Source organism: Thermostichus sp. OS-CIW-29 (assembly GCF_054058195.1).
This window is the reverse complement of the sequence record NZ_JBSSAB010000036.1, coordinates 1-13,795: the sequence shown is the minus strand read 5'-3', so window position 1 is coordinate 13,795 and position 13,795 is coordinate 1. Positions and strand designations below refer to the sequence as shown.

The following is a 13,795-nucleotide window of genomic DNA, read 5'->3' as shown; positions in this document are numbered from 1 at the left end:
CAGCAGTTGGACACCCCCGATTATAGTGGGGCAGAACTGGCCTCGTCCGTGGGCTCCGACGCAGAAGAGCCGCTTGAGCGCCGCACCTGGGCGGCAAACCTATCTCCCAGCGGATCCAGCTCCCCCAGGGATCCCAGTTTGGAGTCGGAGATAGGCCGGTCGCAGAGACCCCAACGGCGGCGGAAGTAGCGGGCTAGATCTCTTTCTGCCAGGGCCAGGTACACCGGTCGGCCATGGGGACAAGTGTGGGGATTGGCGGTGCGCTGCCAAGCTTCCAACAGCTTTTGCATCTGCTCCAGGGTCAGCGGGATCCCGTTGCGCAGGGCGCCACGACAGGCCACTGTTACCTGGGCTGCCTGCAAATCTTGACAACCACTGAGCTCCAGCAGGGATCCCTGTACCTCTTCCGGATCTTCCGACCCTAAAGCCAGAGGGATGCGTCGAATGAGATGGGTATTGGGGCCAAAGGGTTCTGGCTCCAGCCCCAACTGCTCCAACCGCTCCAGGGCTTGGGGCGATAGTCCTTGCAGCGTTATGGGCGTCTCCGGTGCTACCAGTTGCCAATGCTGCCGGATGTACTCGTAGCGAACTCGCTCGTGGGCCAGGTGCTGCTCCACCAGCCATAGCCCCTGGGGATGCTCCGCCAAGATGTAGATCCGATGCAGTTGGGCCAGCGCCCTGAGGGGAGGCAAGGGAGAAGTTGGGCGGTCAGAGGGAGGAAGATGGCTCTGAAAATCGGGCGAGACTCGATAGACCACCTTGGCCTCGCTGGCCCGGATCAGATGCACAGAGCGGCGGCTGGCTTGCCCGGATCCCAATTGCAGAAGGGAGTGCAGGTGTTGGCGCAACTGCTCCTGGCGGGCCGTCAGATTCTCCAGGTAGAGCTCGCTTTTGGCAGGATGACGGTTCCAATCCACCTGCTCTGGGGGCAGGCGCAGGTGAACAACCACCAGTGGATGACGGTGGCGAGGCAACGCGTGGTGAAAAACCGACTGGATCAGCCGTTGCCAGTCGGGCATCTGCACAAACCGTCCGTTTACGGCCACACGGATCCAATCGGGGTGGGGGCGATGCAGGCGATCCGGCAGGCCCAGCACCACTTCCCAATCGCTATCCCCATCCTGGATCCGCCGATAGCGCAGATCCGTGGGATCCACCTGCGGCAACACCTGCAGCAGCAGATCTTGCAGAGATTTTCCCGGCCAGAGGCTGAGCAGCAATTGCCCTTCCTGATGCACCTGCCAACTGACCCAGGGATGGGCTAGGGCTGCATTCTGCACCAGGGTCAGGAGCGGGCGAGTTTGGGGCAAGGCCCGACGGCGCAGAGGCCAGTCGGCAAACAAATCCGCAACCGTGACCACCGTTCCCAAGGCAGTGGCTGCCGGCTGCTTGTGGATCAGCTCCCCCTGTCGGTCGTAGGCGGCCAGCCAGCCGTGAGCATCAGAAACGTGGCGGGTTTGGATAGCCAGGGATCCCAGCCGGGCCAGGCTGTGCAAGGCTTCGCCCCGAAACCCCAGGCTGCAACCGTCCAACTTGCTGGTGGTGTGGCGACGGGCCACCTGCTCCAGCTCCGAAGCGGGGATCCCTTGGCCGTTATCGGCCACCCGCACCTGCCAGCGGCTGGGCCAGATCTCCACCTGAATGCGGGTGGCCTGAGCATCGAGGGCATTTTCCAGCAATTCTCGCAGAGCAGCCCCCAGCGAGTCGATCACCTCTCCCGCGGCCATCTGGGCGATCCGCTCTGGGTTCAGGGGTTGGATTTTGGACATGGAGTGAGTTGAGAAAGCAGACTCTCTTCCTGCCAGCTTGTCGCCAAAAGGCCAACAGCGCCGAGCTTTAGCTTAGCTCTCTCCCTCTGTTGCCAGTGGACAGCGCCTTGCCAATGGTTTTCATTAACTTCAAGGCTCCCCTCAGGCCAAGTGAAGGATTGAGGTTCCGCCTTCCTGCCCATCGGTAACCGCCAAGAACTTCGAGAAATTTCGAGAACAAGAGAGCTGAGCGGGTGGCCAGTCATAAGGAAACCTTAAAATCCCAAGGCCAGCCATCAGCCTCTACTAGGATTTAAATAGTAAAATTTCTCATTAAGGAGGAGATTATGGCAGCACAGCAAGCTCCGGCCCGAGAGCTATTCAAGGAGGCTTTTGAGAATCGCTACACCTGGGACAAAGACTTTCCTGGCTACCGAGCTGAGATAACCTACTTTCCCAAAGAAGGTGACAGCAGCCTCTCCTTCTCAGGAGTTGTGAGTATTGACCGCAACATGAAGATCGATGTTGCCGGCGTCGAGGACGAGGAGATCCGCCAGAAAATACGGGAACAGATGTGGGAAGTCATGGTGCATCGCGTTCGTCATTCCTTCGACGAGGAACACGGTGGCCACACCTTTGCCTATGGAGAGCCACAAAATTCAGACATCACTGAAGTTCTTGTTTCGGGCTTATCTTCTACCGATAGGTACTGGGTTCAGGGCAAGCACATTCAAATGGTACATCGCCATCTTGCCAATCGGACAATTACAGTCTCAGTTCAAGAGTTTTACGATACAGGTGAGGGCTACCTACCCACTCACTACACTGCTGAGTATTGTAGCCCAGGAACTGGAGAAAAAACTCAAGCAAAGATGATCTACGAAGATCGTTATCAAAAAATAGGTCGGTATTGGATTCTGGTTGAGAGAAGAATTTGGGAAGAGCAGGATGGCCAAAAAAGTTCATCCCCTCAACTTTTCCTCTTCTCTAATATTCGATTTTTCGAATAGCTGAGAAAAATAAGTTTTTCTTTGCGGCTGTGGGCATCTCTCATTATAGAAGGTGATGAGTTGCTCACAGCCAAGCTCAAAACAGATGGCCACAGGGTACAGCCTGTCAAGGACTCAAGGGGTACAATAGCAGCACTTAGCAAACCAACTTCGGAAGGAGGATGGATTGATCAGTAGTAAAGAAGTCTTCACTATCTGCTCCATGCTATATTTCCCAATTCTGCAAAGCTTTGGAGTTACCTATGTCTAAGCTGGACTTAAAAAATGCACCTGGACACCAGGTACTGGCTGCGGCAGGTAAAAAGGCACTTCGACCGGGGGGCTTTGGCGCTACCGAACGGCTCTTCAAGTTTGCCGAGTTCCGTCGAGGAGAAACTGTGCTGGAACTTGCCTCAGGCCTTGGCTACACGGCTATTCGATTGGCAAAGCGCTATGGCATACATGTTACCGGCATTGAGAAAAATCCAGATAACATTGCTCGCACTCGCGCTAATGTTTCTGCAGCAGGGCTAGCCGGCCAAGTTGAGATCCTCGAGGGCGATATCTTTCACCTAGATCAAATCGATCAGAAATTTGACTATGTCTTGGCGGAAGCTATTTTAACAATGCAGTCCGATGCAGGAAAATCTAAGATTTTGTCAGGGATTTACAATTGCCTCAAGCCAGGGGGTAAGTTCCTCAGCCATGAGCTGCGAGTTGAGGGATCCAACAGCGACGCTATCCGCAAGGAGTTATCCTCCGTAATCCATGTCAATGCCAATCCTTTATCTACTGACAGCTGGCTTGCAACTGTTCAGCAAGCAAATCTTACGGTTGTCCAGTATGCCACCGGCCCCTTAACTTTGCTCAATCCCGTTGCTATTGCTACAGAGGAAGGATTGCCGACGCTCTTAACTATGGTGTGGAATGTGCTTACACGTCCTGTAATCCGGCAGCGGATCTTATCTATGAAGCAAATCTTTAGCCGATATCGAAATAACCTAGGCTACATCATACTGATTGCCAAGAAGGAGGCTTAATGATGTCTCTTGTCTCCCCTGAGTCACCTTTTTTGCAGCTCAAAGATCACATTGCTTATTCTGTGGAAGGAGTTCTCAGCAAGATCATTTGGAAAAGTGAAGTCTGCCAACATACTCTTTTCTGTATGGCGGGAGGCACAAGTATTTCCGAGCATACCTCCACAAGGGACGCTACTCTCCACGTCATTGAAGGAACTGGAGTCTTAACCCTTGCAGGTGAGAAGATCTCTCTATCTCCGGGCATATTTGTCTTAATTTCGGCAAATGTTCCCCATGAGTTAGAAGCCACTGCTGACCTTGCTTTTGTTCTGACTTTATCAAAGGCAAGTTAAGAACGCCGCCTTTTACTCAGCCAGCCGCTTAACATCGCCAAAGCAAACATTCCCAGCAAAGCAAAGCCCAGCAGCCACCTTCCCTGCTCTAGGATCCCTGCCCCCAGAGCCACTACTGGGGGTGTAGAGACGGCAATGCCCAAAGCTAGGGCGAGAAGAAAGTTCTGCCATTTTATTTGGGTTAGGCCGGCGGCGTAGGCGACAAAGTCGAATAGGCCCGTCATTAAAAAACCAGCTGTAAGAAAAATATTGTTTTCCAGATAGTTAGCTGAAAGGGCATCGACTTTGTACATCCATTGTCGCCCAACTACTCGCTGTACTAGGTCTCTACCAAACTTTCTGGCTAGGTAGAAGTTAAGTGTACAAGAGATAAAATCAGCAATTGCAATGTAAAGGATTCCCGATCCAAATCCAAAGAGGGCTCCTGCCAAGATGGAGTAAAGGGTGCTGGGTATGGCAGGAATAATAATACTCAGGGAGCGTAATCCAATCAGGGCAAGGGGTGCCCAGGGGCCTAGTTTTGCTATAAATTCTCGAGTTGCCTCTGGATCTAAGCGACGGGCCAGCAAGATGGCAGCTAACAGGACAACAAGCAACAACAGCAGTGAGAGGATGTCTTTCCTTTTTCTGGAATTGATTTTGCTGCTAGAGGACAAATCCTCTGAGGGGGTAGGGGACGATCCTACTGACTCGCCATCTGCTGACTTGTCAAAGGTAGTGCCGGGCGGATAATAGAGTTCATCCTTCAGGATCCAACCTGTTTTCTGTTGCAGATAGGCATGTGTGCTCAAGCCCAGACGCTTTGCCTCGGTGGCAACAGCCTTGTAGTCTAAGCCCAATAGCTCGCAGAGCTCTTTTTGTCGAATACCAGAAGGTGGCTGCATAGGGCAAAAGATCTCTACTTTCTCTGCTAGATGCTTAAGGTTTCCGAGGGATGCTCGAAGTAGGCATGATTTTCATAAGGCTTGTTTTGCTAGTGTAGAAGGTGTCATGTATTTTGCTTTTTAGAGGTTGATAATGATCTTGTGTATTGGCGATGTTCTTAGTTTAGCAGAATTGCAACAGATTCTGTCCCTCATAGCCGATGCTGAATTTGTGGATGGTGCTCTGACGGCAGGCTGGAATGCCAGGCTTGTCAAAAACAATAGGCAAATGCCAAAGGGATCCCTTCAGCAACGGAAGATAGAGGAGATTATCTTGGCAGCTCTAGAGCGTAATTTGTTGTTCCAGATGGCTGCCCGGCCCAAGCTCATTCATTCCATTTTAATTAGCTGCTACGAAGCGGGAATGTCCTATGGCACTCATACCGACGATGCGCTGATGCTCGATCGGCATCAGCTGATGCGCACGGATATTTCCTTTACGCTATTTCTAAGTGCCCCTGAAGACTATGATGGCGGTGAGCTGAAGATCGAGAGTAGCGAGGGGGAGCAAGCCTACAAGCTGCCGGCGGGTGCTTTGATCCTCTATCCTGCTTCCACCTTGCACCGAGTTGAGCCTGTAACCCGTGGGATCCGCTATGCTGCCGTCAGTTGGGTTCAAAGCCTAATTAGGGATCCGCAAGAACGCGAGATCCTCTTTGATTTACAGACTGTGCGGCAGCAGATGTTTCAGGAATCGGGCAAGACACGCCACTTTGATTTGATCTCCAAAGTTTACGCGAACCTGCTGCGGAAATGGGCAGAGCTCTAGAGGGATCGAAGAAAATAGAGCAGGGCTTCTCTGTCTTCAGCAGCCATATTTTTAAAGATCTCGCGGGAGCGTTCAGCTTCTCCCCCATGCCAGAGAATGGCCTCCTCGAGGCTGCGGGCGCGGCCATCGTGCAAATAGCCGGAGGAGGGCAGAACTGTCTGCGACAAGCCGATGCCCCACAAAGGGGGGGTGCGCCATTCTCGGCCCGTGGCCTCGAAGTCAGCGCGGCCATCTGCTAGTCCTTCGCCCATGTCATGCAACAGCAAATCGGTGTAGGGGTGGATGACTTGGTTGGCCAGGGCAGGGATCTCATGAATGCCGGTTTGTAGCTCTGGTCGGTGACACTTGGCGCATTGGGCTTGGACGAAGAGCTTTTCCCCTCGCTGAACTTGGGGATCCTGCCAAAGGGCGCGGCCAGGCACGGCCAGGGTTTGCACGTAAACGGTTGTCGCTTGGAGAGTGGCCTCGTCGATATCTTGGCTGCCATCCGCGGCCGGAAAAAGAGGATTCGTGACACCCATGTCGTTGGCGTAGGCGGCCGCAGTTTGTTGCCTGAGGTTGGGGGTATTGGCTTTCCAACCAAACCGTCCCAGCACCAGACGCTGCTGCTCTTGATCCCAAACCAAGTTGGGGCGGCCAGAGATGCCATCCCCATCGGCGTCGTCAGGATCGGCTGCTGCCAGGATCCTAGAAGCGGGAACGGCCTCCAGTAGGCCCGCTCCAAACACCGGCTGGGGGATCCGCAGGGAGATGAGGACAGGATCGATGGGCGATCCCTCCAGAGTTAACAGCTTTACAACAGGAGAACGCAGCCTGTAGGGAGTTCCGTCGGCGTACTCTCTGGTCTGCTCTACCCAGTGCAACTCCACCTTGGCCTCTGGCCGATAGCCCCGAACGGCCTTTTCTTGAACCTGCGTGCCGATGCCGGCCACAGGGGGAGTGTTGCTATGAGGAGCAATGGCCTCCCATCCAAAAGGCTGGGGATCCCCGCTTCTATCCAGGGATCCAACCTGGCTGACTCTGACGACCCGCTGCCCCTTGTCAGGAAAACCTCGGCCGTTTTTAACATGACAACCGGCGCAGGAGTTGTTGTTGAACAGAGGCCCAAGGCCGGGGTTAACAGGCGCCGGAGCGGTGACGAAGCGAGCCTCAAAGGCGATGTCCCCCAGGGCATGCAACCTGGCCCAGCGGGGATCCAAGTTGGGAGCCGGCTGCTCGTAGGCTGTTGAGGTGCGGTTCCAAAGGGTTGTTTCGCCACCCGCTCGAGGGGGCAATGGCTGGGATCCCTCTGGGGCAGCGGGGAAAGCCAGAAAGCTCGCCGCCCAAAGAGAGGCCAATCCCAGCATGAAAATCTGGAGAAGACGACGCATCGGCTATCAAAATATCGGCAACTCAGCTCTTTTGGGACTTTCTTACTACTGCAGGAGCGGCACAACTTCCTGAGCAAAGCTGTCGAAAGCGTCTTCAATTTTTTCCATAGCGGCAGTAATAGATCCACGGGCATTGGCATCGCAAAGGCTTTTTTCGATAGGGGCAGGGATCCCCTGGAGAGCCGCCGCCGCTGCTTGTAACTCCGACTGAATTTGACTATCCAAATTGGGATTGATGTCCCGGACAAATTGGCTCAGGCCACGACCTTTTCTATCTCTAAATCCGCCCAAGTAAGCATACTGAACGCTGCGCACATTGGCCTGGAACTCCGGCAGCGAATGGTGGGCAAAGCGACTTTCCAGCAGAAAAGGATTTTGCTGGGCGAAGGCTTCGCCAATTTTGACCTTGCCCAGCTCGTCCAACATGCCGAGAATACCTTGGGCTATTTCTTCAGCAGCAGCTTGCAGCGTGAGATAACTCTTGCTGCCCTCGCCGGCTTTTACCCATTCTTCGCGAAAAGCAGGCAGCCCTTGCACTCCCTCTGTCCAGCTTTTGAGCAGCTTTGCCGCCGTATCCGCCAAAACTGGGCCAAGGGCAGCCAAGTACTCCCGATCCCGCTCGGTAAAGTCTTGCAAAGACTTGTTGTTATCCACGCCAAAGAGCAAGAAGGCCACGGCATGAAATCCCTTTTGCCCGCTTTCCAACTCGGCCACGGTCTCTGGAGTGAGGGGATCGCCGCTGTTGAGAACTTCCAGCACCTCCACCTCGTTCAGGGGCCATTCGTCCAAATCCGCATCCAGCCCCAAATAAGCCGCCGGCCCAAAGGCAAAAGCCTCGCTCTCCTCCCAAGTGATGCGGGCAACAGACCAAGCCTGGCGAGCCGCTTGCAAAGTCTGGGCATTGGGATCTTGCACGAAGGCCTGGATGGCCTGAGACAGGGCCTGGGTATCGGCGACCAACTGCTCATAGGCAGGGATCACCACCTGATCGGCAAAGTCGAGCAAAATCTGCCGATCCTGAAACCGCTGCTCAGGAGAGAGCACAACGGCTGGCCGGCGAGAGCCTGCCCCTTCTTCCCCACCCTCGCCGCCGCCATCCACCGGGATAGGCCGACACTCCGGGTTCATTTGAGCTGCCTGCTGAGGCGAAGCCTGGCTCAGGGCCGGTGGATCCCCGCCGCCCGCAGCCGAGGGATCCTTTTGGGTTTCCCCGCAAGCGGCCCCGCTGACCAGAACATAAAGCCCTATCCCCGTCCACAGCTTCAGATACCTCGACATCTCCTCCGACTCCTTTGCCCTCGACTTGGCCAACTTTGGCTTGATTGTAATCCAGCTATTGCGACTCAATCTTAAGAAGGGAGAGATTTTTATCACCGGCTGCCACCGGATCGCCCGGCTCGTCCCTCTGCGGGCCAGCTTCCATCTGCAGCTTCCCCAGGTGGGGCTATGGGCGGATACAAGTCCGACTCTTAACAAAACTTAACTCTAAAGACATTGATATTTGTTTGCAAGAAGCCTAGAGTAGGTCACAGCTCGCTGTTGAGATTTACTCTCAACAGTTGGTTACGTGTCTCGAAAGGATGTGTCCGTGCGGCCAGAGGCGGGCCTGGGGCAAGGTCTCTGGCCTTTTCCTAGAAAAGCTTGTTTAGAAACGCAAGAGGAGCGGAGATGACAGCGACGACACTCAAGCAAGAAGGGGGATCTAGCTCGCAACAACAGATCCCGTGGTGGGCGGGCAACGCCCGTTTGACCGATCTTTCTGGCCGGCTGCTGGGGGCGCATGTGGCCCATGCCGGGCTGATCGTTCTCTGGGCAGGGGCGATGACCCTGATCGAGTTGGCCAAGTTTGACCCCAGCCGACCGATGTATGAGCAGGGGCTGATTCTCTTGCCCCACCTGGCCAGCTTGGGGCTGGGGGTGGGATCCGGCGGGGAAGTCCTGGATACGGATATCTACTTTGCGGTGGGAGCGATCCACCTCATCAGCTCTGCCTTTTTGGGGTTTGGCGGCATTTTTCATGCCCTGCGCGGGCCGGCGGTGCTGGATCCCAAAGCCTTTCCCCTGTTTAGCTACGACTGGCAAGACAAAAACAAGATGACCACCATCCTAGGGATCCACCTGGTGCTGCTGGGATTGGGAGCCTGGCTTTTGGTGCTCAAGGCAGTGGTGTTTGGCGGCTTGTTCGACCCGGTGGCAGGAGAGGTGCGCCTGGTGTCTCCCAACTGGAACCCCTTTGGCCACCTGTTGGGCATAGAAGGGCGCCACTGGATCGCCGGGGTGGACACTTTAGAAGACGTGGTGGGCGGCCACCTCTGGCTGGGCTTGCTCCTGGTGTCAGGTGGGGTTTGGCATATCGCGACCAAGCCTTTTGCCTGGGCAGAACGGATTTTTATCTGGTCTGGGGAAGCTTATCTTTCCTACAGCTTGGGAGCTTTGGCCTTGATGGGATTTATTGCCGCCTATTTCGTTGCCGTTAACCCAGTGGTCTATCCCGAAGTTTTCTATGGGCCGCTGCTGCAGGTGGGCTTGGATCGCTATCCCTTTTTTGAGCAAGGAGAGGCTCTCACGTCTAGGGTTTGGCTGGCCAATGCCCACTTTTGGCTGGCCTTTTTCTTCCTTCAGGGCCACCTTTTCCATGCCCTGAAAGCCCGAGGATTCAATTTCCGTACCGGCAGAGTAGAGCTCGCTGCACAGCAGGCCTAACGGCACGCTGAAGGCATTGACTATCTAGCCATCTGATTTTGAGCTTCGCACTTGCAGTTTCGAGGTAGGAGCAATGGCAAAAATAGGTCTATTTTTCGGCACTCAAACCGGAAATACCGAAAGAGCTGCCGAGATGATTCAAAAAGAGCTGGGCGAAGACAATGTAGATTTAATTGACATTGCCGAGGCCAGCATTGAGGACTTTGAGAAGTACGACTACTTAATCATCGGCTGTCCAACTTGGAATATTGGGGAGCTTCAGGCTGATTGGGATGGTTTTTTCCCAAATTTGGATGAGATCGATTTTTCCGGTAAGACGGTAGCCTACTTTGGAGTTGGGGATCAGTTGGGCTATCCCGACAACTTTCAAGATGCCATGGGGATCCTGGCCAAAAAAATTGCCGAGCGTGCCGGCAAAAATGTCGGCTCCTGGCCTACAGAAGGCTACGAGTTCAACGAGTCTAAGGGAGTGGTTGACGGTGAGTTTGTCGGCCTTGCTCTGGACGAAGATAACCAACCAGAGCTGACGGAAAAACGAATTAAAGAGTGGACGGCTAAACTAAAAACGCTCTTCAATCTGTAATTCAAACCCGGCTTCTTAACTTGTCATTGATACTGTGGGAGTTTGTCATGACCGGCGCAGTTCTATCTTCATCGCCTACTTCTGCTGAGGGATCCCCTCAGGTCAGTTGGTTGGCAGGGAATGCTCGTTTGCTCAACCTATCCGGAAAGCTGCTGGGGGCCCACGTGGCCCATGCGGGGCTGATCATGCTGTGGGCCGGCGGCATGACCTTGTTCGAGGTGGCCCACTGGGATCCAAATCAACCTATGTACAGCCAGGGGCTGATTTTGTTGCCCCATCTGGCCAGCTTGGGCATCGGCGTCAACGCAGAAGGGGTGGTTACGGATCCCTATCCCTTTTTTGTCGTGGGCGTTCTGCACCTAATTGCCTCGGCAGTGCTGGGGGCAGGAGGGATCTTCCATGCCCTTTTGGGACCAGAGGTGCTGAGCAAGGGGAAAACCTTTGCCGAGTTTTTCGGCTACGACTGGGAAGATGACGACAAGATGACCACCATCCTCGGCATCCACCTGCTGCTGCTGGGGCTGGGTGCATGGCTGCTGGTGGCCAAGGCTCTCTTTTGGGGAGGGCTGTACGATGCCAACCTGGGCCGCGTGCGGATCGTTGCGGATCCCACCCTCAATCCGCTGCGGATCTTTGCCTACCTGACGCCGCTCATGGGTCAGCAGGGCATGGCCGCCGTGAACAATCTGGAAGATCTGGTGGGAGGGCACATCTATGTCGGCCTGCTCTGTGTGCTGGGGGGATGGTGGCACATAGCCACACGGCCCTTTGCCTGGGCCAAGCAGGTGCTGATCTACTCGGGCGAAGCCTACCTCTCCTACAGCCTGGGGGCCCTGGCCTACATGGGCATCTTGGCGGCCTATTTTGTCAGCGTCAACGAGATCGCCTATCCGGTGGCTTTCTACGGGCCGCTGGGGCTGGCTGCCGACGAGATGGGTGTGGTGAGCAGCCGTACCTGGTTGGCTACAGCCCACTTTGTCTTGGGGATCCTGTTTTTGGCGGGGCACATCTGGCATGCCATCCGGGCGCGGGCGGCGGCCAGCGGCTTTGACTTCCAGCACGGGGGCTGGGTGCGAGCCACAGATCCGCAGGTGGGCAACTTGGACACGCCGGTAAACCGGGGCGATCTCACCCTGCTGCTGCTGCAAAACCTGCCCATCTACCGGGAGGGCCTCTCTCCTTTTTTGCGCGGCTTGGAGATCGGCATGGCTCATGGGTACTTCCTGGTGGGGCCGTTTTACAAGTTGAGTCCGCTGCGGAATTCGGAGCAGGCCCTGACGGCAGGGACGCTGGCGACCATCGGCCTGGTGCTGATCCTGACGGTTTGTCTCTCCATTTACGGACGGGTGTCCTTTCCTCGCTCGCGGCTGGTGGCAGTGGTCAATACCCCCTACGGCGAGGTGGCCTATCCGACGCCGGGCGTGCAACTGATGGCCGAATCGCAGGGATCCCCTCAGCCGGTGCGAGTACCGGCAGGATCGGAGGACTTGCCCGAAAACTTGCGCACCCGTGCCGGCTGGAGCCAGTTGGCGGGAGGGTTTCTGGTGGGCGGCGTTGGCGGTGCCCTGTTTGCCTACATGCTCCTGAACAGTGCGGACGTGTTGGCCCAGATTTTGCCTGGGCTGTGAATGAGGTTTGAGGCTCCCTGGTTCGGGGATCTGCAGAAAGGAGAGGGGTATTGTCCCCTCTCCTCTATCCAGATCGGCTCGGATCCTTTGGGCCGCATTTTCCAATGGCAATTGCACTGTTCACAATTGCATGGTTCAACCGCACTTTGCCGGTTGGTTTCTGGCTACTGGACTTTGTAGATCTTTTGTTTGGCTAGCAGCCTTGATGGTTTTAACAGTCGAGATGGAATAGCGAATATGAGTTTAAGCTCCGCTTCTGCGCTCGCTTTTGAGGCCCTGTATCTGGGCATTTCTCCCAGTCTCAAGCTCTTTGATCAGCCTTTATTAGGATCCCTGGGGAAATGCTTTCGGATAGCCTACTGGGAGTACCACCAAACCCAGGATGAGCCTTGTAGCCTGGAGACTGTAATCACGCTGCTATACGAATATCTCAAAGCTTGGGATCGACCCGTTCATCTTATCGGCCACGGCTTGAGCGGGGTGGCCGCTTATCTTTTTGCCTGCCGTTACCCACAGCGGGTACAGTCTCTGACCTTGCTGGCCGTGGGAGGTTGGCCTGCTACCACTTGGCATGCCCATTTCTATGTGCAGCGAAAAATCTTTTGCTGGAGTCGGGAACAACTCTTGGTGCGTATAGCCCAGAGCCTTCTACCTACTTCAGAACAGTGGCGAGCACGCTCACTCTCCTATGCTCTGGCTAAAGATTTGGATACTTCTCCCATACCTCACTCCCTATTTCAGGTGATAGCGATTCCAGCCCAGAAAGTGTCGGTGCCGATGTTGGTTTGCGCCAGCAAGGATGACCCCATTGTGGATCCTGCTTCGCTCGAGAAGTGGAGAAACCACCTAAAGCCAGGGGATCAAATGTGGTTTTGCCCTGGGGGGCGACACTTTTTTCATCATTCTTTTCCAAGTTTGGTCAATCTGAAAATAATGGATTTTTGGCAGGAATTGCGTAAACTTCAGCCCAGCATGGCTTAGGGCGGCTGGACTTTCGCGGGATGATAGAATGGCTACTCATCCAAACAGCAGAGGAGCTCCGTTTGCAGCTAGGGCGAAGCAGCCCAGGTGGAGCCCCTGACAACAGGAAAACGGGCAGGGGTGGAATGAGGCCATTGAGCTCCCGGTAAAATTGATAGAATAGGGCAAGCCCCCAACTTGGATAGGGAATGGGCTTGACCGCGGAATCCTCGGCTATGTTCGACAAACTGCTCTTTCCCATCGATAACTCGCGTGAAACCAGCCACGCCTTGCCCTTGGTGGCGGACATAGCACAGCGCTACAAGAGCCAAGTGTATTTGCTTTCTGTGCTGGATGATACGGAGCTTGACCCGGAGCGAGCCGAGCAAGCCCGGCAGAACATCCACAACCTGCTTAAGCAAACGGAGTCTGGCCTGCATCAAATCGGCCTTAGCAACGTCAAGAGTGAGTATCGAGAGGGGAAGGTACCTTTTGTCATCTGTGATGTGGCAGACGAGCTGGAGATCAGCCTGATTGTGATGGGCTGCCGCGGCCTCACCCTATCTGGAGAGGGGCAGAACAACTCCGTGAGCCACCGCGTGATCGATCTCTCCCCCTGCCCGGTGTTGGTCGTGCCCTGAGGAGAGGGATCCCATTGACCAAAAGGCGCGGCAAGCCCCGTCCTTCAGGGCGGGGAAGGATAGCGCCGACCGTAGCCGACGCCCTTTAAAAACGCAGTGCCGGCCATGT

General features: G+C 55.2%; 13 protein-coding genes and 1 pseudogene. 9 read left to right on the top strand and 5 right to left on the bottom strand.

What is annotated here, in order from left to right; genetic code table 11:
• Nucleotides 1-20: 20 nt before the first annotated feature.
• A complete protein-coding gene (mutL, locus tag ACVWZJ_RS11870; protein WP_011433846.1) occupies nt 21-1,769 on the bottom strand; it encodes a DNA mismatch repair endonuclease MutL in 1,749 nt (582 codons plus the stop codon).
• A gap of 326 nt (nt 1,770-2,095) precedes the next feature.
• Between mutL and ACVWZJ_RS11865 the strand changes: the two genes are divergently transcribed.
• A complete protein-coding gene (locus ACVWZJ_RS11865) occupies nt 2,096-2,758 on the top strand; it encodes a DUF3386 domain-containing protein (RefSeq protein WP_011431401.1) in 663 nt (220 codons plus the stop codon).
• Nucleotides 2,759-2,872: 114 nt separating this feature from the next.
• Here ACVWZJ_RS11865 and ACVWZJ_RS11860 read toward each other — a convergent pair.
• Nucleotides 2,873-2,989 (bottom strand): annotated as a pseudogene (locus tag ACVWZJ_RS11860) (IS630 family transposase); the annotation flags it as partial.
• An 11-nt stretch (nt 2,990-3,000) separates the two neighbouring features.
• Between ACVWZJ_RS11860 and ACVWZJ_RS11855 the strand changes: the two are divergent.
• Both ACVWZJ_RS11855 and ACVWZJ_RS11850 read left to right on the top strand, forming a co-directional pair.
• The gene (locus tag ACVWZJ_RS11855) at nt 3,001-3,777 is read left to right on the top strand and encodes an SAM-dependent methyltransferase (protein ID WP_011431400.1); all 777 of its coding nucleotides are present in this window, start codon (nt 3,001-3,003) and stop codon (nt 3,775-3,777) included.
• Nucleotides 3,777-4,109 carry a cupin domain-containing protein gene (locus ACVWZJ_RS11850; RefSeq protein WP_011433845.1) on the top strand — a complete coding sequence of 111 codons (333 nt, stop codon included), beginning with the start codon at nt 3,777-3,779 and terminating at the stop codon, nt 4,107-4,109. The genes ACVWZJ_RS11855 and ACVWZJ_RS11850 overlap by 1 nt, the downstream gene beginning before the upstream one ends.
• Here the strand turns inward: ACVWZJ_RS11850 and ACVWZJ_RS11845 are convergent.
• The gene (locus ACVWZJ_RS11845) at nt 4,106-4,993 is read right to left on the bottom strand and encodes a TVP38/TMEM64 family protein (protein WP_228375352.1); all 888 of its coding nucleotides are present in this window, start codon (nt 4,991-4,993) and stop codon (nt 4,106-4,108) included. The genes ACVWZJ_RS11850 and ACVWZJ_RS11845 overlap by 4 nt on opposite strands.
• 133 nt (nt 4,994-5,126) lie before the next feature.
• Between ACVWZJ_RS11845 and ACVWZJ_RS11840 the strand changes: the two genes are divergently transcribed.
• The gene (locus ACVWZJ_RS11840; RefSeq protein ID WP_011431398.1) at nt 5,127-5,801 is read left to right on the top strand and encodes a Fe2+-dependent dioxygenase; all 675 of its coding nucleotides are present in this window, start codon (nt 5,127-5,129) and stop codon (nt 5,799-5,801) included.
• Here the strand turns inward: ACVWZJ_RS11840 and ACVWZJ_RS11835 are convergent.
• Entirely contained in the window at nt 5,798-7,171 is a 1,374-nt protein-coding gene (locus tag ACVWZJ_RS11835) for a di-heme oxidoreductase family protein (RefSeq protein ID WP_011433844.1), read from the bottom strand. The two genes, ACVWZJ_RS11840 and ACVWZJ_RS11835, sit on opposite strands and share 4 nt — an antisense overlap.
• A gap of 45 nt (nt 7,172-7,216) precedes the next feature.
• Nucleotides 7,217-8,449, bottom strand: a complete 1,233-nt coding sequence (locus ACVWZJ_RS11830) for an imelysin family protein (RefSeq protein ID WP_011433843.1) — start codon at nt 8,447-8,449, stop codon at nt 7,217-7,219.
• Nucleotides 8,450-8,839: 390 nt separating this feature from the next.
• On the opposite strand from ACVWZJ_RS11830, the gene ACVWZJ_RS11825 reads away from it, so the two are divergent.
• The 5 genes from ACVWZJ_RS11825 to ACVWZJ_RS11805 all read left to right on the top strand — a co-directional run bounded on the left by ACVWZJ_RS11825 (nt 8,840) and on the right by ACVWZJ_RS11805 (nt 13,686).
• Nucleotides 8,840-9,874, top strand: coding sequence for a chlorophyll a/b binding light-harvesting protein (locus ACVWZJ_RS11825; protein WP_011433842.1), 1,035 nt, complete (start codon nt 8,840-8,842; stop codon nt 9,872-9,874).
• Between the two features lie 73 nt (nt 9,875-9,947).
• A complete protein-coding gene (gene fldA, locus ACVWZJ_RS11820; RefSeq protein WP_011433841.1) occupies nt 9,948-10,457 on the top strand; it encodes a flavodoxin FldA in 510 nt (169 codons plus the stop codon).
• Between the two features lie 47 nt (nt 10,458-10,504).
• The gene (locus ACVWZJ_RS11815) at nt 10,505-12,085 is read left to right on the top strand and encodes a chlorophyll a/b binding light-harvesting protein (protein ID WP_011433840.1); all 1,581 of its coding nucleotides are present in this window, start codon (nt 10,505-10,507) and stop codon (nt 12,083-12,085) included.
• Between the two features lie 237 nt (nt 12,086-12,322).
• Nucleotides 12,323-13,066, top strand: coding sequence for an alpha/beta fold hydrolase (locus ACVWZJ_RS11810; RefSeq protein WP_011433839.1), 744 nt, complete (start codon nt 12,323-12,325; stop codon nt 13,064-13,066).
• Between the two features lie 215 nt (nt 13,067-13,281).
• A complete protein-coding gene (locus ACVWZJ_RS11805; RefSeq protein ID WP_011433838.1) occupies nt 13,282-13,686 on the top strand; it encodes a universal stress protein in 405 nt (134 codons plus the stop codon).
• Nucleotides 13,687-13,795: the final 109 nt, after the last annotated feature.

What these genes read in the sequence shown, in the direction of transcription:
- mutL (WP_011433846.1), bottom strand. Translation starts at nt 1,769, where the DNA reads ATGTCCAAAATCCAACCCCTGAACCCAGAGCGGATCGCCCAGATGGCC.
- ACVWZJ_RS11865 (WP_011431401.1), top strand. Translation starts at nt 2,096, where the DNA reads ATGGCAGCACAGCAAGCTCCGGCCCGAGAGCTATTCAAGGAGGCTTTT.
- ACVWZJ_RS11855 (WP_011431400.1), top strand. Translation starts at nt 3,001, where the DNA reads ATGTCTAAGCTGGACTTAAAAAATGCACCTGGACACCAGGTACTGGCT.
- ACVWZJ_RS11850 (WP_011433845.1), top strand. Translation starts at nt 3,777, where the DNA reads ATGATGTCTCTTGTCTCCCCTGAGTCACCTTTTTTGCAGCTCAAAGAT.
- ACVWZJ_RS11845 (WP_228375352.1), bottom strand. Translation starts at nt 4,993, where the DNA reads ATGCAGCCACCTTCTGGTATTCGACAAAAAGAGCTCTGCGAGCTATTG.
- ACVWZJ_RS11840 (WP_011431398.1), top strand. Translation starts at nt 5,127, where the DNA reads ATGATCTTGTGTATTGGCGATGTTCTTAGTTTAGCAGAATTGCAACAG.
- ACVWZJ_RS11835 (WP_011433844.1), bottom strand. Translation starts at nt 7,171, where the DNA reads ATGCGTCGTCTTCTCCAGATTTTCATGCTGGGATTGGCCTCTCTTTGG.
- ACVWZJ_RS11830 (WP_011433843.1), bottom strand. Translation starts at nt 8,449, where the DNA reads ATGTCGAGGTATCTGAAGCTGTGGACGGGGATAGGGCTTTATGTTCTG.
- ACVWZJ_RS11825 (WP_011433842.1), top strand. Translation starts at nt 8,840, where the DNA reads ATGACAGCGACGACACTCAAGCAAGAAGGGGGATCTAGCTCGCAACAA.
- fldA (WP_011433841.1), top strand. Translation starts at nt 9,948, where the DNA reads ATGGCAAAAATAGGTCTATTTTTCGGCACTCAAACCGGAAATACCGAA.
- ACVWZJ_RS11815 (WP_011433840.1), top strand. Translation starts at nt 10,505, where the DNA reads ATGACCGGCGCAGTTCTATCTTCATCGCCTACTTCTGCTGAGGGATCC.
- ACVWZJ_RS11810 (WP_011433839.1), top strand. Translation starts at nt 12,323, where the DNA reads ATGAGTTTAAGCTCCGCTTCTGCGCTCGCTTTTGAGGCCCTGTATCTG.
- ACVWZJ_RS11805 (WP_011433838.1), top strand. Translation starts at nt 13,282, where the DNA reads ATGTTCGACAAACTGCTCTTTCCCATCGATAACTCGCGTGAAACCAGC.